Source organism: Microlunatus sagamiharensis (assembly GCF_900105785.1).
Classification (GTDB): domain Bacteria; phylum Actinomycetota; class Actinomycetes; order Propionibacteriales; family Propionibacteriaceae; genus Microlunatus; species Microlunatus sagamiharensis.
This window is the reverse complement of the sequence record NZ_LT629799.1, coordinates 160,335-180,453: the sequence shown is the minus strand read 5'-3', so window position 1 is coordinate 180,453 and position 20,119 is coordinate 160,335. Positions and strand designations below refer to the sequence as shown.

Genomic DNA, 20,119 nt, shown 5'->3' with positions numbered 1-20,119 from the left:
CCCGTGGCGAGAGGTTCCGCGCGCACGACCGGCCACTACTCTGGCCGACCGTGACGCAGTCGCAGGCGCTCGACGTCGAGGCCCCCTCCAGCCCGTACGTGGAGCGCAGCCGGGCCGACTGGGCGGCGCTCGCCGCGAGCGACGCGCTCGACGCCTTCAGCCTCGACACGGCGACCCTCGAGCGGCTCCGCGGCCTCGACGACCCCACCTCGCTGATGGACGTGCGCGAGGTCTACCTGCCGCTGTCGGGGCTGCTCACGCGCTACGTCGACCTCACCGGCGAGCTGCACCGCAGCACCGGCGACTTCCTGCACCTCTCGGTGGGCCGCACCCCGTTCGTGATCGGCATCGCCGGCTCGGTGGCCGTGGGCAAGTCGACGACCGCCCGCCTGCTGCGCGAGCTGCTGGCCGCCTGGCCGGGCCACCCCAAGGTCGCGCTCGTGACGACCGACGGCTTCCTGCACCCCAACGCCGAGCTGGCGCGGCGGGGGCTGATGGAGCGCAAGGGCTTCCCGGAGTCGTACGACCGGCGCGCGCTGCTGCAGTTCGTGGTGGACGTGAAGTCAGGACGTCCCGAGGTGGAGGTGCCCGTCTACAGCCACCTCGTCTACGACATCGTCCCCGGGCGGCGGCAGACGATCAGCTCGCCCGACATCCTCATCGTCGAGGGCCTCAACGTGCTGCAGCCGGCCGTCGCCCGCTCCGACGGCACGAACGGGCTGGCCGTCAGCGACTTCTTCGACTTCTCGGTCTACGTCGACGCCGACGCGGCGGAGATCCGCTCCTGGTACGTCTCGCGCTTCCTGTCGCTGCGCGAGACCGCCTTCCGCGACCCGCGCTCGTACTTCACCCGCTACGCCGAGCTGACGTCGGAGCAGGCCGTGGCGCGCGCCGAGCACCTGTGGGACACAATCAACGGCCCGAACCTGCACGAGAACATCCTGCCGACGCGCGGGCGGGCCACCGCGATCCTGCGCAAGGGCGCCGACCACCGCGTCGAGTGGGTGCGGATCCGCAAGGTCTGAGCCGCCGGGGCCGCGGGTCGGTGGTCGCGCCGCCTTCGTACGAGTTCAGGGACAATCCCTCGACGGACCGTCGCGCCGGGCACCCGTGCCGGTCCCCGCGGCTACGGTGGGGCCATGGCCCACGAGCACGTCCCGCAGCCGGCCCCCGCCCGGCTCAGCGCCGGCACGGCCTTCAAGGCCGGGTTCTTCGGCGCCTTCGGCGTCCTCGCGTTCTCGCTGCTGCTGACCCTCGTGGTCGTGGTCGTCGCCCTGGTCCTCGCCGCGCTCGGCGTCCTGCCCGGCGTGGCCCAGCTCTTCCAGGCAGTCACGGCCCCCTGACCCGACGCGACCGGGCCCAGGTGAGCTAGGTCGCGTTGATCAAGTCCGACGGGCGCTGACGAGGCCCCGCATCCCGACCGGCTGCGCCGGCCTCGCTCGGCGCAGCCCGCTGCGCTCTCGCTCCTCCGGCTAGCCGGACCGGGCGCGGATGCCCCGTCAGCACCTGCCGGGACTTGATCAACACGACCTAGACGGCACCCATCGCGTCGTCGAGAGCGGTGCGCGGCTTCGTGGTCGGGAGGGTCACGACGAACAGCGCGCCGCCGCCCGGGGCGTCGGTCACGAGCACGGTCCCGCCGTGCTGGTGCACCACGGACTCGGTGATCGCGAGGCCGAGCCCGGTGCCGGGCGTGGCCCGGGACGCCTCAGCGCGGTAGAAGCGGTCGAAGACGAACGGGCGCTCCGCCGGCTCCACCCCGCGGCCCTCGTCCGCGACGCGGATCTCCCCGCCATGCAGGCTGACCGTGATCGTCCCCCCGACCGGGGAGAACTTCACGGCGTTGTCCAGCACGTTGCCCAGCGCCCGGACGAGCAGGTCGGCGTCACCGTTCACGTGCACGGGGTCGAGGTCGACCTGCCAGCGCAGCCCGGTGGCCCGCATGCTCGTCCGGTCGACCGCCTCCTCCAGCACGGCCGTGAGGTCGACGTCGCCGAGCTCGGCCGCCGTCCGGTCCTCCCGGGTCAACCCGACGAGGTCGCTGACCAGCGTGGAGAACTCCACCAGCTGCGCCTGGACGTCACGCATGATCGTCAGCCGGTCGTCGGGGGGCAGCATCGCGCGCTGGCTGTCGGCGACCAGCAGCTCCACGTTGGTGCGCATGCTGGTCAACGGCGTGCGCAGCTCGTGGCCCGCGTCGGCGACGAAGCGGGCCTGGCGCACGCGGGAGACGGCGATCGTCTCGAGGAGGTGGTTGAAGGCCGTCGCGAGGCGACCGAGCTCGTCGTCCCGCTCGACCCGCACGGGCGAGAGCTCGTCCTTCACCGCCCGCTGCTCGACCTCGCGCGTGAGGCTCCTGACCGGGGCCACGCCGGCCCGGGCCACCCGACGGCCCACCCCGCCCGCCGCGAGGACGCTGAGGAGGCCGAAGACGAGGAGGGACGCGGCCAGCGCCTGCAGGATCTGCTGGATGGTCGAGAGCGAGCGCGCCACCAGCAGGGCCTGCCCAGGCCTGTCCCCCATCGGGAGCACGAGCACGCGGAAGGTCCCGGCCGTCGTCCGGACCGTCGTCCGGTGCAGGCCCGACCCCGTGCGGGCGACCTGGAACCCCTGGGCGTCCACCGGGACCACACCGGCGCCGGGGCCGGCGACGGTCGTCCCGTCGGCCGAGACGACGGTCGTGACGACGACGCCCAGGCCCGCGCTGCGGGAGAGGTAGCGCCGGACCGCCGCCGGCGACGGATCGGGGCCGAGCCCGCGGAGCGCCTGTGCGGCCGCCGCGTCCAGGACGTCGTCGATCGCCCTCACCGTGGTCGCCCGGGTGGCCGCGTAAGCGCTGAGACCGGTGACGAGGACCGCCAGGGCGACGATGAGCAGGGTGAAGCGACCGACCCGGCGCTCCAGGCTGAGACCCGACTTGGTAGGACCGGCGTCGGGGGTCGCCGGTCTGGTCATCGCGTCCGCGTCCTGCGCGGCTGTGGCCTCACAGGGCCAGCCGATCGCGGACCACCTCGGAGAGGCCCTGCGCCACCGAGTCGGCGACGTCGTAGCTCTCGGCCTCGACCATCACCCGGACCAGGGCCTCGGTGCCCGACGGGCGCAGCAGCACGCGGCCCGCGTCGCCCAGCTCGGCCTGGGCCTGCGCGACCGCGGCCAGGAGGCCCTCGTCGGTGCCGGCCCGGGCCTTGTCGACGCCGGAGACGTTGACGAGCACCTGCGGCAGGCGGTGCATGACGCCCGCTAGCTCGGCGAGGCTCCGGCCCGAGGTCGCCATCCGGCTCGCGAGGTGCAGGGCGGTGAGGACGCCGTCGCCGGTGGTCGAGTGCTCGGACATGATCACGTGCCCCGACTGCTCGCCGCCGAGGGTGTGCCCGGAGGCCTTCATCGCCTCGAGGACGTAGCGGTCGCCGACCGCGGTCTGCTCGACCGCGACGTCGGCGCGGCGCATCGCCTGCAGGAGCCCGAGGTTGCTCATCACCGTCGCCACGACGGTGTCGTTCTTGAGCCGGCCGCTCTCGCGCAGCGCGAGGGCCAGCACGGCGAGGATCTGGTCGCCGTCGACCACGCGGCCCGTGGCGTCGACCGCGAGGCAGCGGTCGGCGTCGCCGTCGAGGGCGATGCCGAGGTCGGCGCCGTGCTCGACGACGGCCGCGCGCAGCGAGTCCATGTGGGTCGAGCCGCAGTCACGGTTGATATTCAGACCGTCGGGCTCGGCGTGGATCCGGACGACCTCGGCGCCCTGGGCCTCGAAGGCGGCCGGGCCGGCGACGAATGCGGCCCCGTTCGCGCAGTCGATGACGACCTTGATGCCCTCGAGGCTCACCGGGGTGCCCACGCTGGAGACCAGGTGGGCGACGTACGCCTCGACGAGCGACGGCTCGTCGCGGACCCGGCCGACCCCGCCGCCGGTGGGGCGGGCCCAGGGCTCGCGGAGCCGCGCCTCGATCATGTCCTCCACGGCGTCGTCGAGCTTGACGCCGCCGCGGGCGAAGAACTTGATGCCGTTGTCGGGCATCGGGTTGTGGCTCGCCGACAGCATCACGCCGAGGTCGGCGCCCTGCCGGCCGGTGAGGAAGGCGACGCCCGGGGTCGGCACCACGCCGACCCGGACGACGTCCACGCCGGCGCTCGCGAGCCCGGCGACGACCGCCGCCTCGAGGAACTCCCCCGAGGCGCGCGGGTCGCGGCCGACGACCGCGAAGGGCCGGTGGCCGCGGAACTCGCCCGCCTCGGCGAGCACGTGGGCCGCCGCGACACCGAGGTCGAGCGCGAGCTCGGCGGTGAGCGCGTCGTTCGCACGACCGCGCACCCCGTCGGTGCCGAAGAGACGACCCACGCCCTCACCCAACCAGACGAAACGGACGAGACGCCGCAGGCGCGATCAGCGCTTGGAGTACTGAGGAGCCTTGCGGGCCTTCTTGAGACCGGCCTTCTTGCGCTCCTTGATGCGGGCGTCGCGGGTGAGCATCCCGGCCTTCTTCAGCGCGGGGCGGCTCGCCTCCTCGTCCACGGCGTTGAGGCAGCGGGCGATCCCGAGGCGCAGCGCACCGGCCTGGCCGGTGACACCGCCGCCGTGGATGCGGGCGATGACGTCGTACGAGCCGGACACCGCGGCGGTGCCGAAGGGCTCCTCGACGATCTGCTGGTGCACCTTGTTCGGGAAGTAGTTCTCGAGGTCGCGGCCGTTGATCGTCCACTGGCCGCTGCCCGGGACGATGCGCACGCGGGCGATCGCCTCCTTGCGGCGGCCGGTGGCGCCGGCCGCGGCCACGACGGCCGGGCGGTTGCCCGCGGTGGCGCCGGGGTTGGCCTCGGAGCGGTAGGCGATCTCGCGGTCACCCTCGGTGATGGGGGCGATCTCGGTGGTGGTGTCGGTCACTGCAGGAGTTCCTGTCGAAGATCTGGGTGTCGGGAGTCTGGTCAGACCGCGGCGGGCTGCTGCTGCACGACCTGCGTGATCGCGAAGGGCTGCGGCTGCTGGGCGGTGTGGGGGTGCTCCGGGCCCGCGTAGACCTTGAGCTTCTTGATGAGCTGCCGCGAGAGGCGGTTCTTGGGGAGCATGCCCCAGACCGCGAGCTCGACGACCTTGCGCGGGTCGCGGGCGAGCAGCTCGCCGGCGGGGACCGACTTCAGGCCACCCGGGCGACCGGAGTGGCGGTGGTAGATCTTGTCCGTGCCCTTGCTGCCGCCGAGGGAGATCTTCGACGCGTTGACCACGACGACGAAGTCGCCGCCGTCGACGTGCGGCGCGAAGGTCGGCTTGTGCTTGCCGCGCAGGAGGGTCGCGATCTGGACGGCGAGCCGTCCGAGGACGACGTCGGACGCGTCGATGACGTGCCAGTCCCTCGAGAGGTCACCGGGCTTGGGGCTGTACGTGGACACGGGTCGTGGACCAGCTCTCGGATCAGTGGGTGGATCAAGTTCGTTCGTGCAGTGCGGTGCGGTCGAGCTCGCGCATCCGCCTGGCCGGCAGGCCGGGCACGGCACTCACACGTGCGCGGACGCAACAGCCGTCCAAGATACCCGCGCCCGGCAAGGGTGGTCAAAACCACGAGCCCGGCGGGCGGTCGCCGTGGCAGGGATCACCCGGCCGGTGCGCCGCCCACCCCGCAAGACTATGTGGACGTCCTTCTAGATTGTCACCATGACCGACTCCACGACTGCCGCCCCGGCCCCCCGCACGGACCCGGTCGCCGCCGACGGCTCCGGCGCCGCGGGCAGCGGCCGCGACAGCCTGACCGTGACCGACAACCGCACGGGCCAGACGTACGAGCTGGAGATCACCGACGGCACCATCCGCGCCGCCGACCTCAAGCAGATCAGCGTCGGCGGGCAGGGCCTGGCGACCTACGACCCCGGGTTCGTGAACACCGCGTCGACGCGCAGCGCCGTCACCTATATCGACGGCGACGCCGGGATCCTCGAGTACCGCGGCTACCCGATCGAGCAGCTCGCCGAGCACTCGACCTTCCTCGAGGTGGCCTACCTCCTGCTGAACGGCGAGCTGCCGACGCAGCCCGAGCTCGACGCCTTCACCCACGACGTCACGATCCACACGTTCCTCCACGAGAACGTGCGCCAGCTGATGCAGGGGTTCCGCTACGACGCCCACCCGATGGGCATGCTGATGTCCTCGGTGAGCGCGCTGTCGACGTTCTACCCCGACGCCAACCAGATCTCCGACCCCGAGAACCGCAAGCGGCAGATCACCCGGCTGATCGCCAAGATGCCGACGCTCGGGGCCTGGGCCTTCCGCCACAACCAGGGCAAGCCGTACGTCTACCCCGACAACCGGCTCTCCTACGTCGAGAACTTCCTCGCGATGCTGTTCAAGATGAGCGAGCCGACCTACGAGGCCGACCCGCGCCTGGTCAAGGCCCTCGACGTGCTGCTGATCCTGCACGCCGACCACGAGCAGAACTGCTCGACCAACGCGGTCCGCTCGGTCGGCTCCTCGCAGGTCGACCCGTACTCCGCGATCGCGGCCGGCATCGGCGCCCTCTACGGCCCGCTGCACGGCGGCGCGAACGAGTCGGTGCTCAAGATGCTGCGCCGCATCGGCACCGTCGACAACATCCCCGGCTTCATCGAGGGGGTGAAGGCGGGCAAGGAGAAGCTCATGGGCTTCGGGCACCGGGTCTACAAGAACTTCGACCCGCGCGCGACGATCATCAAGAAGGCCTGCGACGACGTCTTCGAGGTCACCGGGGTCAACCCGCTGCTCGAGATCGCCCAGCAGCTGGAGAAGATCGCGCTCGAGGACGAGTACTTCGTCAAGCGCAAGCTCTACCCCAACGTGGACTTCTACTCGGGCCTGATCTACGAGGCCCTGCAGTTCCCGCCGGAGATGTTCACCGTGCTGTTCGCCATCGGGCGCACCCCGGGCTGGCTCGCGCAGTGGTCGGAGCTGGTGCAGGACAAGGAGCAGAAGATCGCGCGGCCGAAGCAGATCTACACCGGCTACCGGACCCGCGACTTCGTCCCCATGACGGAGCGCTGAGCCGCACCCCTCGTACGCCCGGGACCGCCCGGCAGGCCTCGTGCCTGCCGGGCGGTTCCGTGCCTGCGCCCGGCGGTCGCCGGCACGCGAGCGTGCCGTCGGCGGCGGCACCCGGGTCACAGCGGCAGCACAGCCCCGCACCAGTCGACCCATAGCCAGGCTCAGCACGATCCTCTCGACCCCCGAGACCGTCCGCGTCTCGCCGAGCCCGCGAGGACGTGCCCGTGCCCCGACGCCGAACGACGAGCGCCCGACCCCGCCGGCGTCGGCTCTGGCTGGTCCTGGCGGCCGCGGTCGTCCTGCTCGGCGGCGGGGGCGCGCTGGCCTGGAGCATGACCCGCGGCGCCTCGACCCCGACGGCGACCGAGCGGACCGTCACGGTGAGCAGGCAGACGGTGAAGGAGACGGTCGGCGCCACCGGCACCGTCGAGCCGGCCCGCCGCGCCGACCTCGCCTTCGGCGCCGGCGGCACGGTGACCTCGGTGAAGGTCGCGGTCGGCGACCACGTCGCGAAGGGCGACGTGCTCGCCACCCTCGACGACGACGACCTGCAGGCCGACCTCGACGCCGCCCGCGCCGATCTGGGGTCCGCGCAGGACGCCCTCACGACGGCGCAGGACGACACGAGCTCCACGACCGCGGAGCTGGACGCCGCCAAGGCCGAGGTCGCCGTCGACGAGAACGCGGTCTCCAGCGCCGAGGACGCCGTCGACGCGGCGAAGCTCAGGGCGACGTTCGCGGGCACGGTCGCGGAGGTCGACGTCGCGAAGGGCGACACCGTCGGGTCCTCGGGCTCGTCGGGGTCGTCCGGGACCGGTGCCGGCGGCAGCGGGTCGTCCGGCAGCGGCGCGTCGGGCACCGCCGTCACCGTCATCTCGACCGACCGCTACACCGTCGACGCGAGCGTCGGCAGCGCGGACCTGGCCAAGGTCACGAAGGGCCTGCAGGCCCAGGTCACGGTCGACGGGTCCACGACGCCCGTCTTCGGCACGGTCGCCTCGGTGGCCGTGATGGCCTCGTCCGGCACGAGCGGGACCTCGGGCTCGACCGGGTCGGGTGCTGGGTCGGGCACCGGAGAGGGCGGCACCTCGGCCAGCAGTGCGACCTTCCCGGTGACGATCGACGTCACCGGCACGCGCAAGGACCTCTACGCCGGCGCGACCGCGACGGTCTCGATCATCGTCAGCCAGCGCGACGACGTCCTCACCGTGCCGACCCTCGCGGTCTCCACGGCCGACGGCCAGACGGTCGTCACCAAGCTCGTCGGCAGCCAGAGGGTGGCGACGCCCGTCACGCTCGGGACCAGCTACGGCGCCACGACCGAGGTGACGAAGGGCCTCGCCGACGGCGACCAGGTCGTCGTCACCGTCCCCGGCCGCGTCGCCGGGTCCAACCCGTCGGGGCGCGCCGGGAGCGGCGGCGGCTCCGGGGGCGGGGGCTACGGCGGCGGCGGGTTCGGCGGGGGCGGCTTCGGCGGGGGCGGCTTCGGCGGGGGCGGCGCGGGCACCAGCGGGCGGACCGGCGGCACCGGGGCCGGCACGGACGGGGGCACCCGGTGAGCGGGGACGTGCTCGGCGGCTTCGGCTGGACGGAGGACACGGCGCCCGGACCGCGGGTGCCGCCACCGCCCGTGGTGCTGCCCGAGGCCGACGACGCCCCCGCGAGCGAGGTCGTCGTCGCGCTCGAGGGCATCAGCAAGACGTACGCGACCGGCGCCGCCGAGGTGCACGCCCTGCGCGACGTGACCCTGCGCATCGGGCGCGGCGAGTACGTGGCGGTGATCGGGCCCTCGGGCTCCGGCAAGTCGACCCTGATGAACATCCTGGGCTGCCTGGACGTGGCGACCTCGGGTCGCTACGAGCTCGACGGCGTGGACGTCGAGGACCTGTCCGAGGCCGAGCTGGCCGCCGTCCGGAACACCCGGATCGGCTTCGTCTTCCAGCAGTTCAACCTGCTGCCGACGCTGTCGGCCTGGCGGAACGTCGAGCTGCCCCTGGTGTACGCCGGCGTCGCCCGGGCCGAGCGCCGCGAGCGCGCCCACGCCGCGCTCGACCGGGTGGGGCTCGCGGAGCGCGTGGACCACCGCCCGAGCGAGCTCTCCGGCGGCCAGCAGCAGCGCGTCGCCGTGGCCCGCGCGCTGGTCACCGACCCCGCCCTGATCCTGGCCGACGAGCCCACCGGCAACCTCGACACGCGCTCCAGCGAGGACGTCATGGGCCTGCTCGAGGAGCTCCACACCTCCGGCCGCACGATCGTGCTGATCACCCACGACCTCGACGTCGCGGCCGCGGCGCGGCGCTCGCTGACGGTGCGCGACGGCGTCCTGCTCGACGCCGCCCCGGTGCCCGCGGCGAGCGGCACGTGAGCACCACGACGCTGCGCGCTCCGCGCGTACGGCCCGGCGAGACCCTCGGCATCGCGCTCGAGTCGGTCCGCACCCACCGGACGCGGTCGCTGCTGACCGTGCTCGGCATCTGGATCGGCATCGCCTCGGTGACGCTCACCGTCGGCCTGGGCCAGGGCGCGCAGCAGAAGGTGGCCGAGCAGATCGACAGCCTGGGCAGCAACCTGCTCGTCGTCTCCCCCGGCAGCTCGACGACCGGCGGCGTGCGCGGCGGGCGGGGCACGGCGACGACGCTCACGGTCGCCGACGCGCAGGCGCTCGCCGACCCCGCCGTCGCCCCCGACGTCGCGCACGTGGCACCGGTGCGGACCACCTCGGCCGTGCTCACCGAGGGCGCGACGACCTGGACGACCAGCGTCACCGCGACCACGCCGGACTGGCTCGACGTCCGCGCCCGCACGCTCGGCAGCGGGCGCTTCCTCACCGCCGCGGACGAGACGACCGCCGCCCACGTCCTCGTGCTCGGCGAGACCACCGTCTCCGAGCTCGGCCTGCGCCCCGGGGTCGGCAGCACGGTCACGCTCGGCGGCACGGCGTTCACCGTCGTCGGCGTGCTGGCCGCGAGCGGCTCCACGGGCAGCACCGACGAGGACGACCTCGCCGTGCTGCCGATGAGCACCGCCGACCAGGTCCTGGGGTCCACGGCTACGGGCTCGGTGTCGTCGATCTACCTGCAGGGCACCTCGGGCGACCGGCTCTCGGCGCCTACCAGGAGGCGTACGCCGCCCTCGCGACCCGGCACGACACCGGGGCCACGGCCACCGGCGGCACGGGCGGGTCGGCGGCCGCGGACTTCTCGATCACCAGCCAGCAGTCGCTCGTGCAGGCCGCCACGGCGACGTCGAGGACGCTCACGGTGCTCCTCGCGGGCGTCGCCGGGATCTCGCTGCTGGTCGGCGGCATCGGCGTCATGAACATCATGCTGGTCTCGGTCTCGGAGCGGATCCGCGAGATCGGCCTGCGCAAGGCGCTCGGCGCGCCACCCGCCCTGATCCGGCGCCAGTTCCTCGCCGAGGCCTGCCTGCTCAGCCTCGCCGGCGGCGTGCTCGGGCTCGGGACCGGCTACCTGGGCGCGGTGCTGCTGCCGTCCGTGATCGACCAGCCGGTGGCCATCTCGCTGCCCGCGTCCTTCGGCGCGCTCGGCGTCGCCCTGGTCGTCGGCGTCGTCGCCGGCGTCTACCCCGCCTCGCGCGCAGCCCGGCTCGCCCCCATCGACGCGCTGCGCAGCGACTGACGTCGCCGCGCCTCCCGCTGCCTCCGCACCACCTTCTCCAGGAGATCCCGTGCCCACCTCCCCCACGTCCCGCACCCGGCCGCGTCCCGGCCGCGCCCGGCGCCCCGTGCTGCTGCTCGCCCTGGCCACCGCCGGCCTGACGCTGACCCTCGCGGGCTGCAGCGGTCCGGACGCCAGCACGCCCGGGTCCGACCCCTCGGCCGCCGCCGGACAGCGCACGGGCGGGTCACGGGCCGACGGCCAGCGCCCGCCGGGTGTCTCCGGGCTCGTCGCGGCCGTGTCGGGCAAGACCCTGCAGGTGCAGAGCGCCTCGGAGCAGACCGCGGTGACGTGGACCGGCAGCACGACGTTCACCGAGACCACGAAGGCGAGCCCGTCCGCGCTCAAGACCGGCCTGTGCGCCGCCGTACGGACCACGGGTGGTGGCTCGGCCTCGCCCGCCGCGCCGGCGACGCCCGCGACCGGTCCGCTCGCCGCCGCCTCGGTCACCCTCAGCCCCGCCGTGGACGGGTCGTGCACCGGCGGGTTCGGCGGGGCGTACGGCGGTGGTCGTCCCTCCGGCGCGCCCTCCGGCGCGGCTCCGTCCGGCGCTCCCTCGGGAGCCCGGACCGCGAGCGGCTTCGCGGGCCGCGGCACCGACGGCAAGGTCACCTCGGTCGACGGCTCGACGTTCGTCGTGGCCGCACGCGAGCCGGGCGGCACCGCGACCACCGACGTCACGGTCACGACGTCGGGGAGCACCACCTGGACCCAGGTCACCACGACGAGCGCCAAGGCGGCGACGGTGGGTCGCTGCGCCACCGCGACCGGGAGGACCAGCGGCACGGGCGCGCTCACGGCGACCACGGTCCGGCTGAGCGCGCCGGCGTCTGACGGGACCTGCACGCAGGCGTTCGGGGGCCGGCGCGGCGGCACCGGCCAGCCGGGCCAGGACGCCCAGCCCGGCCAGGGCGCCACCGCGCATGGCTGACCGGTCCGCCGTGCGGCGCGGGCTGACCTGGGGGCTGCCGGCGGTCCTCGTGCTGGCCGTGGTCGCCTGGTTCGCGGTCCGGGCGGGCACCGCGTCCGGCGCCGAGGCCGACCGCTTCGTGACCACCACCGTCGGCACCGGCTCCGTCACCCAGACGGTCGACGGCAGCGGCACGGTCGCGCAGGTGAAGGAGGCGACGGCGCGCTTCCCGGCCTCCGGACGGGTGACGAAGGTCGACGTCGCCGTCGGCGACGAGGTCGACGCCGGCGACCCGCTCGCCTCGATCGACGACACCGCGCTGGAGGCCGCCGTGCTCCAGGCCGAGCAGACCCTCGCGGACGCCCGGGTGACGCTCGCCGACGCCGAGGACGCGGCCAGCGCGTCGGCGTCCGCGTCCGCGTCGGCCTCCGCCGGCCCCTCCGCGAGCGCGACGCGGGCGAGCCCCGTCGCCAGCGCCCGAGCCACGACCGTGGCTCCCAGCCCCGCACCGACCCGGAGCGCGGGCGGGACCGGGACCGGCGGGAGCGGTGGTGGCAGCGGGTCCGGCGCCGGTGGCGGGGGCTCCGGTCACGCCGGCTCCGGTCACGGGTCCGGAGGGGACCTGCCCGCCGGGTCGTTGCCGACCCTGGCCCGGACGGTCGTCGAGGCCCAGGCCCGGCTCGACGCCCTCGAGCGGACGGCCGCCGAGCAGCTCGCGGCCGAGCGGCGGGCCTGCGCGTCCCTCTCCGTGACGCCGAGCGCCTCCCCCACGGCCTCCCCGAGCGCATCGGCCAGCCCGAGCGGATCGGCCAGCCCGACCGGCACGGCCACGCCGTCCCCGAGCCCGTCGGCGACACCCGGCACGACACCCAGCACGACGCCCGGCCGCACGGTCACGCCGTCCTCGGTGCCCTCCGTCGACGCCCGCACCCTCGCCGCGTGCATCGCCGCCGTGGTCCGGCTCCAGGAGACGCAGGAGGCGGACGCCGCGCAGCGCACGGCCTACGACACCGCCGTGAACGCTTTGGTCACGGCCGCGTCCCGTACGGGCAGCAGCGCGGGCGGCTCCGGCGGCTCGGGTTCTGGTTCGGGCGCGTCGGCCGGCGGCTCGGGGGGCCCGACCTCGGGTGGCGGCTCCACCTCGGGCGCCGGCGCCGGGAGCACGGCGGCGCACGGCTCGTCCGGTGGACAGCCGTCCGGCGGCAGCAGCGCGGGCGCAGGCTCCGGCGCGGGCGGGACGTCCGCCCGCGGCGGCCAGGCCACGACCGTGGCCGAGGCCGGGGCCGCGGTGACCAAGGCGCAGCTGGCGCTCGACAGCGCCGAGGCTGCACGGGACGGCGCGACGATGACCGCGCCCATCAGCGGCACCGTGGCCGCGGTGCCGTTCGCGAAGGGCGACACCGCGACGACCGGCGACGCGGTGACGGTCATCGGGTCGGGGTCGGTCTCCGTCGCGATGACCGTGCCGGAGGCGTCCTACCGACTGCTGAAGGTCGGGCAGGCTGTCGCCCTCACCACGCCGGGCGGGGGCGCGGCCACCGGCCGGGTGAGCGAGCGCGGGCTGCTGCCCGACAGCTCGACGCCGACGCCCACCTACCCGGTCACCGTCACCGCCTCCGGGCGCGCCGCCCGCACCCTGCCGACGGGGGCGACCGCGACGGCCGTGGTCACCGTGGCCAGCGCGGCTGACGCGACCGTCGCGCCGGTCTCGGCCCTCACCCGGGACGGGAGCAGCGGCACCGTCCAGGTCCTCGCGCACGGCGCCGTGACACGGACGCAGGTCACCCTCGGTGTCGTCGGGACGAGCACCGTCCAGGTCACCGACGGCCTGACCCCCGGCCAGGTGCTCGTCGTCGCCGACACCACGGCGGCACTGCCCACCACCAGCGCCGGCCAGGGGGCGCGGGCCCTCGGCGGCGGGGGCGGCTTCGGCCCGGGAGCAGGAGGCGCCCCACGGGCCGGCCGCTGACCGAGGGCGGGGCGGACGTTCAGCGGGCTCGGGCGACCCGCGCCTCGTCCCACACCGGCTCGTCGGAGGCGTACACGCCGCCGTCGGAGCCGAAGACCAGGAAGCGGTCCAGGCTGCGGGAGAACCACCGGTCGTGGGTCACCGCGACCACCGTGCCCTCGAACGCGTCGAGGCCCTGTTCCAGCGCCTCGGCCGAGGCCAGGTCGAGGTTGTCGGTCGGCTCGTCGAGCAGCAGCAGCGTCGCGCCGGACAGCTCGAGCAGCAGGATCTGGAACCGCGCCTGCTGGCCGCCCGAGAGCGACTCGAAGCGCTGCTCCGCGGCGTGCGCGAGCTCGTAGCGGTCGAGCTTGCGCGAGGCCAGCTCGCGGCCCATCCCCTGCCGGTGCTCGTCGCCGCGGTGCAGGATCTCCAGCAGCGTGCGGCCGGTCAGCTCGGGGTGCGCGTGGGTCTGGGCGAACCAGCCCGGGCGGACGCGCGCGCCGAGCCGCGCCTGGCCGGTGTGCGCCACCGGGGGGATGTCGAGCCAGCCGACCGGCTCGTGCTCGCGGTCCGGCAGCGAACCGCCCCGCGCCAGCAGGCGCAGGAAGTGCGACTTGCCCGAGCCGTTCGAGCCGAGCACGCCGACCCGGTCGCCGAACCAGATCTCGGTGCTGAAGGGCCGCATCAGCCCGGTCAGCTCGAGGTCGGAGACGACGACCGCGCGCTTGCCCGTACGCCCGCCCGACAGCCGCATCGTGACCTTCTGCTCGAGCGGGGTCGCCTCGGGCGGACCGGCCTCCTCGAACTTGGCCAGCCGGGTCCGCGCCGCCTGCAGCCGGCTGGCCAGCCCGTCGTTGAACTCGGCCTTGACCTTGTACATCTGCACCAGGTCGAGGATCTTCTGGTGCTCCTCGTCCCAGCGCCGGCGCAGCTCCTCGAGCCGGGCGAAGCGCTCGGCCCGCGCGTCGGCGAAGGTCGCGAACCCGCCGCCGTGCACCCAGACCGTGTTGCCCGCCGCGCCGAGCTCGAGCGCGGCGATCGCCGTGGCGGACTCGGCGAGCAGCTCGCGGTCGTGGCTGACCAGCAGCACCGTCTTGGGCGTCGCCCGCAGCTGCGCCTCGAGCCAGCGCTTGCCCGGCACGTCGAGGTAGTTGTCCGGCTCGTCGAGCAGCAGCACCTGGTCGGGCCCGCTCAGCAGCGCCTCCAGCGCCAGCCGCTTCTGCTCACCGCCCGACAGCGTGCCGACCTCGCGCCAGCGCGCCCGGTCGTACGGCATCCCGAGCGCGGCCGTGCAGCATGCGTCGAAGCGCACCTCGGTCTCGTAGCCGCCGGCGTCGGCGTACTCCGACAGCGCGGTGGCGTAGCGCATCTGCACGGGTTCGGTGTCGTCCTCCATGAGCTCCAGCTCGAGCGCCTCCACGGCCGCGTGCGCGTCGCGGAGCCGCTCGGGGGCGACGGAGAAGAGCAGGTCGGCGACCGTGCTCCCGTCGCGGAGGGAGCCGATGAACTGCCGCATGACGCCGAGCCCGCCGCTGCGGCTGATGGTGCCCTCCGTGGGCTCGAGGTCGCCGGAGACGATGCGCAGCAGCGTGGTCTTGCCCGCGCCGTTGGGTCCGACGAGCGCGACCACCGCCCCGTCGCCGACCCGGAAGGACACGTCGTGGAGCAACGGCCGCCCGTCCGGCAGGTCGTACCCGATCCCCGACAGCTCGACGTGTCCCACGGGCGGGAAGCGTAGGCGTCGCCGGGCCGCACGTCATCCGCGTTCCTGGCCCGTACGCGGTTGCGCTCGGCTAGCGTCCGGGCGTGCGCGGGCAGTGGCGGTGGGTCGTGGTCGGGGTCCTCCTGGTGCTCGGCGCACTCGCCAGCTCGGGCGCCGTGTGGCTGCACTGGCGCGCGTGCACCGGCCCGCAGGTCAGCACGGCCGACTGGGTCTACGCCGAGGACCCCGGCCCCGTCCTCGGTGACGCCTGCCTGCAGGCCATGGACGACGGCTTCTCGTTCCTCTACCCCGACGGCAAGGGCCCGTTCCGGCCGGAGGCGCTGTTCGGCCTGGCCCTCGCCCTGCTGGTCGCGGCGTCCTGGGCCGTCGTCCTGCTGAGCAGGACGTGGCGGCGCTCGACGCGCGCGGCCGGCGCGCTCACCCTCGGCCTGGTGCTCCTCGTCGCCGTCCTCGGCCTCCAGCCGCGCAGCGGGGCGATGGACCGGGTGTTCACGCCCGTGCAGCTCGTCCTCGGCCTCAGCGTGCTGCTGACGCTCGTGCTGGTCCTCGTCCAGGACGCCGGCAGCGCGCGCGACCGGGCCCGGGCGGCCCTCGCCCTGTGCGGGCCTGCGGCCGTGGGCTTCGTCGCCTTCGCGGCCGACTACTCACTCATGGTGACGATCAGCGAGGCGGACTGGGACACCCCGCCGTGGACCGGGACACCCACGGTGGTCGCGACCGCCCTGGCCGGGATCGCGGTCCTAATCCTGTCCGGACGCAGGCGCCGGCCGGCGCCTGCGGAAGCGGTGACCGGCACCGCCTGAGCCGTCAGGCCGCGAGCAGCAGGGCCAGCGCCGCGGTGTCGGCGTTGCCCGAGGGGTCGAGGCCGGTCCGCGTGTCGAGGCGGGTGACGGTGCCCTCGACGTCGGCCTGCACCCAGGCCGCGCGGTGGTCGAGCCCGAGGTGCGGCAGGCCGGGGAGGAAGACGCAGCCGGAGGCGACCTCGTACTCGGGGACCGCCCGCGGCGTGCTGCCCGGCGGGTGCAGGACCAGCAGGCCGGGCGGCGTGCTCTCGGCGAACTGACCGGGGCGCAGCGGGTTGCTGCCGATCAGCGAGCCCTCGGCCACCACGAGGCCCACGGCCCCGGGCTGCGGGTCCTCCGGCAGCTCCTCGCGGACGCGGAAGACGGTGCTCGTCCCGAGCAGGCCGGGCACGGCGGCCATCCGCACGGCGAGCACGAGGAACTTCGCCCACTCCACGGTGTCGTCGGGCCAGCGACCCATGAGCAGGAAGCCGTAGAGCGATCCGCGCGACTGCAGCGGGGCGACCTCGATCGACGGTCGGGGCGAACCCTCGGAGCTGGTCATGGACGACTCCTCCCACGCGGCGGTGGTGCGAGACCTCAGACTGCATCGCGCCGGACCCGGCCACAAGACGCGGCGCGCACCACGACCGAGTTGTAACAAGCGCCCCGCCCGTCGCGCGACCCGCCGACGGTCGGCTGCACCGCAGAATCAAGCGCCAGTTCGACGTCTACTCGTGTCCAGGGCCTGGCCAGCCCGACTGGCGCTTGATTCGGCGGTCACGGCGCTGCGGGCAGCCGCACCTCGGCACGCAGGCCACCGCCGGGGGCGCCGGTCAGCGCGATCGAGCCCCCCGCCCGGGCGACGAGCTCGCGGGCGATGGGCAGCCCGAGCCCGGAGCCACCGGCGTCGCGGTCGCGGGCGTCGTCGAGGCGAGCGAAGCGCTCGAAGACACGCTCGCGCTCCCCCGCGGGGATGCCGGGACCGTCGTCGGTGACCCGCAGCAGCACCTGCCCCTCCGGCCCGGCGAGCGCGTCGAGACGGACCCGAGAGCTCGCGTGGCGCACGGCGTTGGTGGTGAGGTTCAGGAGGACGCGGCGCAGCTCGGCCGGGTCGGCGCGGACCGCGAGGTCAGCCGTGACCTCGGCGGGCTCGACGAGGACGCCCTCGCGCCCCGGCGCGTCGGCCGCGACCTCGGCGAGGAGGGCGCCCACCGCGACCCGCTCGGGGTGCGCGGGCACCGGGCTGTCGGCGCCGCTGCGGGCCAGGAGCAGCAGGTCCTCGACCAGGGCCGAGAGCCGCTCGAGGTCGGGCGCGAGCTCGGCCGGCAGGTCGCCGCCCTCCCCCAGCCGCTCCGCGACCTCGAGCTGCACCCGCATGCTCGCCAGCGGGCTGCGCAGCTCGTGGGCCGCGTCGGCGACGAAGGCGCGCTGCCGGTCGCGGGCCGCCGCCAGCCGGTCGAGCATGCCGTTGAGGGTCAGCGCCAGCGCCCGGATCTCGTCGGCCGCGGGCGGCACCGGTAGCCGGGCGTCGGGGTCGGCACCCGGGCCCGCCTCGACCGGCGGCGTCCCGATCCGCTCCGCACCCGCCCGCAGGGCCTCGACCGGGCGCAGCGTCCGCCCCATGGCCACCCAGGCCACGGCGGCCATGACGAGCAGCACGGCCGGGAACACCACCAGCAGGCCCGCCCGCAGCGCCCGGCGCGCGGCCAGCACGTCGCCCACCTGCACCGCGACGATCACCGACACGGGGTCGTCCGCCGCCCCGGCGGCGACAGCCCTGATCCGGAGCGGCCCGGACGAGCCGAACCGCGCCCCGTCGACCAGCACCGCCTCCCCGGCGAGCGCGCCCTGCAGCTGGGCCGGGTCGAGCACCGGGACGAGGCGGTCCGCGCCGAGCGAGGCGGCGAGCACCCGCTGGCGCGCGTCGACGACCTGCACGAGCTGCGCGCCCGAGCTGGGCAGGGCGTCGGGCAGCCGGCCCTCGTCCACGAGCGCGGCGACCTCGTGCGCGCTCGACAGCGCCTCCCGGTCGAGCGTGCGGTCGGTCGAGACGCGCAGCGCCTGGTAGAAGCCGACGCCCCCGACCAGCAGCGCCAGGGCGACGCCGGTGACGCCGATGAGCAGCAGCCGCGTCCGCAGCCCCAGCCGCGGCCGGCCGGGCGCGAGGGGACGCACCACCTCAGCCGACCAGGCGGTAGCCCGCGCCGCGCACGGTGACCAGCCGCTCCGCGCCGATCTTGCGCCGGACGTAGCCGACGTAGACCTCGACGGCGTTCGGCGCGGTCTCCGCCGCGGCCTCCCAGACGTGGTCCAGCAGCTCGGTCTTGGTCAGCACGCGCCCCGCGTGGCGCGCGAGGTACTCCAGCAGCGCGAACTCCCGGCTCGTCAGCTCGACCGGCTCCCCGGCCACCGTCACCTCGTGGCTGGCCGGGTCGAGGCGCACCTGCCCGACCTCGAGCACGGTCGGCCGCGCGGCCGCCCCGCGGCGCAGCAGCGCCCGCAGCCGGGCCAGCAGGACCACGTACGAGAAGGGCTTGGTCAGGTAGTCGTCCGCCCCGTCGTCGAGCGCGTCGGCCTGGTCGTGCTCGCCGTCCTTGGCCGACAGCATCAGCACCGGCACCCAGTTGTCCGCCGCCCGCAGCCGCCGCACGACCTCGTAGCCCGAGAGCCGCGGCAGCATCACGTCGAGCACGACGGCGTCGTACGTCTCGCTGCTCGCCAGCGCGAGCCCCTCGGCCCCGTCGGCGGCCACGTCGACCGCGAACCCGTCGGCCCCCAGCCCCTTGCGCAGGGCGGAGCGCAGCCCGGGTTCGTCGTCGACGAGCAGCAACCGCATGGCACCAGTGTCACCGGTGCCGTCGACCGGAGCGCCCCAGCGAGCGGCGCCCGACTTCTCAGCCTCCTGACAGCGGAGGGCTTGCAGACTCTGAGCATGCGCACGCTCACCGCCCGACCGGCCCTGCGCTGGCTGGTCCCCCTCGCCGTCCTGCTGGTGGTCCTCGCGACCTTCCTCGCCACCACACGCGCCAACGCCAAGGCGCCGCTGCCCCAGATCTCCGCGCAGGACCTGCTGGTCAAGGTGTCGGAGTCGAAGGTCGACGGGCTCTCCGGCACCGTCGTGCAGAACGCCGACCTCGGCATCCCGGCGATCCCGGGCGGCAGCGACAGCCCCGGCGGCAAGCTGACCTCGCTGCTGTCGGGCAGCCACACGATGCGCGTCTGGTACGGCGCCCCCGACCAGGCCCGGGTCGCGGTGAACGACCAGTACGCCGAGACCGACGTCGTCACCAACGGCACCGACGTCTGGACCTACGACAGCCGCAAGAAGACCGCGACCAAGACCACGCTGCCGGCCCGCGACGAGGCCGGGGCGGGCGAGCGCAAGGCCCCGAGGGCGCGCCGCAGACGCCGCAGGAGGCCGCGACGGAGGTCCTGGCCAAGCTGACGCCCACCACCGACGTCCGCGTCGACCCCGAGGTCACCGTGGCCGGGCGGGCCGCGTACGACCTCGTGCTGACCCCGCGCGACAGCGCCACGCTGGTCAAGCAGGTCCGCGTCGCCGTGGACGGCGAGAACTACACGCCGCTGCGCGTGCAGGTCTTCGGGCCGGACGACAAGACCGCGCTCGACGTGTCGTACACCGACATCGCCTTCGGCCAGCCGGACGCGCGGATGTTCGCCTTCAACCCGCCCGAGGGCACCAAGGTCACCGAGAAGGCGGTCCCCGAGCGCAAGGAGCCGACCGCCGCGCAGAAGAAGGAGCTCGAGTCCCGCAAGGCCCAGGCCGAGCGCGACACCACCACGGTCGGCGAGGGCTGGAGCACCGTCGTCGTCACGAAGCTCCCCAGCGGGGCGACCTCGAGCAGCGACCCGACGCTCAAGGGCTTCCTGTCCCAGCTCAAGCCGGTCTCCGGCTCGTGGGGCACCGGGCGCGAGCTCGACGGCACGGTCGTCACCGCGATCCTCACCGACGACGGCCGCCTCGCGGTCGGCGCCGTGAACGGCGACACCCTGTCCCAGGCGCTCGCCCGCTGAGCGCGCAGCGACGACATCCAGACGGCGAGCAGGACCCGCGG

At 74.8% G+C, this 20,119-nt stretch carries 20 protein-coding genes; 12 read left to right on the top strand and 8 right to left on the bottom strand.

All coding sequences use genetic code 11. The features are described 5' to 3' along the window. Positions 1–50: 50 nt before the first annotated feature. A complete protein-coding gene (gene coaA / locus BLU42_RS00825; RefSeq protein ID WP_231918377.1) occupies positions 51–1,025 on the top strand; it encodes a type I pantothenate kinase in 975 nt (324 codons plus the stop codon). Between the two features lie 114 nt (positions 1,026–1,139). Next, positions 1,140–1,343 carry a hypothetical protein gene (locus BLU42_RS00820; RefSeq protein ID WP_091072377.1) on the top strand — a complete coding sequence of 68 codons (204 nt, stop codon included), beginning with the start codon at positions 1,140–1,142 and terminating at the stop codon, positions 1,341–1,343. A 187-nt stretch (positions 1,344–1,530) separates the two neighbouring features. Here BLU42_RS00820 and BLU42_RS00815 read toward each other — a convergent pair whose 3' ends face one another. The 4 genes from BLU42_RS00815 to rplM are packed head-to-tail and all read right to left on the bottom strand — an operon-like array spanning position 1,531 to position 5,382. After that, entirely contained in the window at positions 1,531–2,955 is a 1,425-nt protein-coding gene (locus BLU42_RS00815; RefSeq protein WP_091072372.1) for a sensor histidine kinase, read from the bottom strand. Positions 2,956–2,983: 28 nt separating this feature from the next. Next, complete coding sequence (gene glmM / locus BLU42_RS00810; protein WP_091072369.1) at positions 2,984–4,336, bottom strand: phosphoglucosamine mutase; 1,353 nt, start codon at positions 4,334–4,336, stop codon at positions 2,984–2,986. 45 nt (positions 4,337–4,381) lie between these two features. Further along, the gene (gene rpsI, locus BLU42_RS00805) at positions 4,382–4,879 is read right to left on the bottom strand and encodes a 30S ribosomal protein S9 (protein WP_091072365.1); all 498 of its coding nucleotides are present in this window, start codon (positions 4,877–4,879) and stop codon (positions 4,382–4,384) included. Between the two features lie 41 nt (positions 4,880–4,920). Then, positions 4,921–5,382 carry a 50S ribosomal protein L13 gene (gene rplM, locus BLU42_RS00800; protein ID WP_091072362.1) on the bottom strand — a complete coding sequence of 154 codons (462 nt, stop codon included), beginning with the start codon at positions 5,380–5,382 and terminating at the stop codon, positions 4,921–4,923. Between the two features lie 262 nt (positions 5,383–5,644). On the opposite strand from rplM, the gene BLU42_RS00795 reads away from it, so the two are divergent. The 7 genes from BLU42_RS00795 to BLU42_RS00770 all read left to right on the top strand — a co-directional run bounded on the left by BLU42_RS00795 (position 5,645) and on the right by BLU42_RS00770 (position 13,556). Further along, positions 5,645–7,000: a citrate synthase gene (locus tag BLU42_RS00795; RefSeq protein ID WP_091072359.1), complete on the top strand. Its 1,356-nt coding sequence runs from the start codon at positions 5,645–5,647 to the stop codon at positions 6,998–7,000. Between the two features lie 224 nt (positions 7,001–7,224). Next, positions 7,225–8,559, top strand: coding sequence for an efflux RND transporter periplasmic adaptor subunit (locus tag BLU42_RS00790; protein WP_091072357.1), 1,335 nt, complete (start codon positions 7,225–7,227; stop codon positions 8,557–8,559). 77 nt (positions 8,560–8,636) lie between these two features. Then, positions 8,637–9,365, top strand: coding sequence for an ABC transporter ATP-binding protein (locus tag BLU42_RS00785; protein WP_269458024.1), 729 nt, complete (start codon positions 8,637–8,639; stop codon positions 9,363–9,365). Then, positions 9,362–10,318 (top strand): ABC transporter permease, encoded by a 957-nt coding sequence (locus BLU42_RS00780; protein ID WP_231918376.1) that lies wholly within the window; start codon positions 9,362–9,364, stop codon positions 10,316–10,318. The genes BLU42_RS00785 and BLU42_RS00780 overlap by 4 nt, the downstream gene beginning before the upstream one ends. After that, a complete protein-coding gene (locus BLU42_RS21225) occupies positions 10,261–10,638 on the top strand; it encodes an ABC transporter permease (protein ID WP_231918375.1) in 378 nt (125 codons plus the stop codon). Before BLU42_RS00780 ends, BLU42_RS21225 begins: the two co-directional genes overlap by 58 nt. Positions 10,639–10,687: 49 nt before the next feature. Further along, entirely contained in the window at positions 10,688–11,608 is a 921-nt protein-coding gene (locus BLU42_RS00775) for a DUF5666 domain-containing protein (protein WP_091072351.1), read from the top strand. Next, positions 11,601–13,556 (top strand): HlyD family efflux transporter periplasmic adaptor subunit, encoded by a 1,956-nt coding sequence (locus tag BLU42_RS00770; RefSeq protein ID WP_091072348.1) that lies wholly within the window; start codon positions 11,601–11,603, stop codon positions 13,554–13,556. Before BLU42_RS00775 ends, BLU42_RS00770 begins: the two co-directional genes overlap by 8 nt. A gap of 19 nt (positions 13,557–13,575) precedes the next feature. Here BLU42_RS00770 and BLU42_RS00765 read toward each other — a convergent pair whose 3' ends face one another. Then, positions 13,576–15,258: an ABC-F family ATP-binding cassette domain-containing protein gene (locus BLU42_RS00765; RefSeq protein ID WP_091072344.1), complete on the bottom strand. Its 1,683-nt coding sequence runs from the start codon at positions 15,256–15,258 to the stop codon at positions 13,576–13,578. 83 nt (positions 15,259–15,341) lie between these two features. Between BLU42_RS00765 and BLU42_RS00760 the strand changes: the two genes are divergently transcribed. Then, positions 15,342–16,061 carry a hypothetical protein gene (locus BLU42_RS00760; RefSeq protein ID WP_091072340.1) on the top strand — a complete coding sequence of 240 codons (720 nt, stop codon included), beginning with the start codon at positions 15,342–15,344 and terminating at the stop codon, positions 16,059–16,061. Between the two features lie 4 nt (positions 16,062–16,065). On the opposite strand, the gene BLU42_RS00755 is transcribed toward BLU42_RS00760, so the two are convergent. The 3 genes from BLU42_RS00755 to BLU42_RS00745 all read right to left on the bottom strand — a co-directional run bounded on the left by BLU42_RS00755 (position 16,066) and on the right by BLU42_RS00745 (position 18,879). Next, positions 16,066–16,605 (bottom strand): peptidase, encoded by a 540-nt coding sequence (locus BLU42_RS00755; RefSeq protein WP_091072337.1) that lies wholly within the window; start codon positions 16,603–16,605, stop codon positions 16,066–16,068. Positions 16,606–16,820: 215 nt separating this feature from the next. Then, positions 16,821–18,218: a sensor histidine kinase gene (locus BLU42_RS00750; RefSeq protein WP_231918374.1), complete on the bottom strand. Its 1,398-nt coding sequence runs from the start codon at positions 18,216–18,218 to the stop codon at positions 16,821–16,823. A 4-nt stretch (positions 18,219–18,222) separates the two neighbouring features. Next, on the bottom strand, positions 18,223–18,879 hold the full coding sequence (locus tag BLU42_RS00745; RefSeq protein WP_091072335.1) for a response regulator transcription factor: 657 nt from the start codon (positions 18,877–18,879) through the stop codon (positions 18,223–18,225). Between the two features lie 96 nt (positions 18,880–18,975). On the opposite strand from BLU42_RS00745, the gene BLU42_RS00740 reads away from it, so the two are divergent. Both BLU42_RS00740 and BLU42_RS00735 read left to right on the top strand, forming a co-directional pair. After that, positions 18,976–19,488, top strand: a complete 513-nt coding sequence (locus BLU42_RS00740) for a LolA family protein (protein ID WP_091072333.1) — start codon at positions 18,976–18,978, stop codon at positions 19,486–19,488. Between the two features lie 38 nt (positions 19,489–19,526). Beyond that, the gene (locus BLU42_RS00735; protein ID WP_091072330.1) at positions 19,527–20,078 is read left to right on the top strand and encodes a LolA family protein; all 552 of its coding nucleotides are present in this window, start codon (positions 19,527–19,529) and stop codon (positions 20,076–20,078) included. The last annotated feature ends 41 nt before the right edge of the window (positions 20,079–20,119 follow it).

Bases quoted from the DNA above. Each gene is read 5' to 3' on its own strand.
- BLU42_RS00820 (WP_091072377.1), top strand. From the start codon at position 1,140: ATGGCCCACGAGCACGTCCCGCAGCCGGCCCCCGCCCGGCTCAGCGCC.
- BLU42_RS00815 (WP_091072372.1), bottom strand. From the start codon at position 2,955: ATGACCAGACCGGCGACCCCCGACGCCGGTCCTACCAAGTCGGGTCTC.
- BLU42_RS00795 (WP_091072359.1), top strand. From the start codon at position 5,645: ATGACCGACTCCACGACTGCCGCCCCGGCCCCCCGCACGGACCCGGTC.
- BLU42_RS00770 (WP_091072348.1), top strand. From the start codon at position 11,601: ATGGCTGACCGGTCCGCCGTGCGGCGCGGGCTGACCTGGGGGCTGCCG.
- BLU42_RS00755 (WP_091072337.1), bottom strand. From the start codon at position 16,605: ATGACCAGCTCCGAGGGTTCGCCCCGACCGTCGATCGAGGTCGCCCCG.
- BLU42_RS00745 (WP_091072335.1), bottom strand. From the start codon at position 18,879: ATGCGGTTGCTGCTCGTCGACGACGAACCCGGGCTGCGCTCCGCCCTG.
- BLU42_RS00740 (WP_091072333.1), top strand. From the start codon at position 18,976: ATGCGCACGCTCACCGCCCGACCGGCCCTGCGCTGGCTGGTCCCCCTC.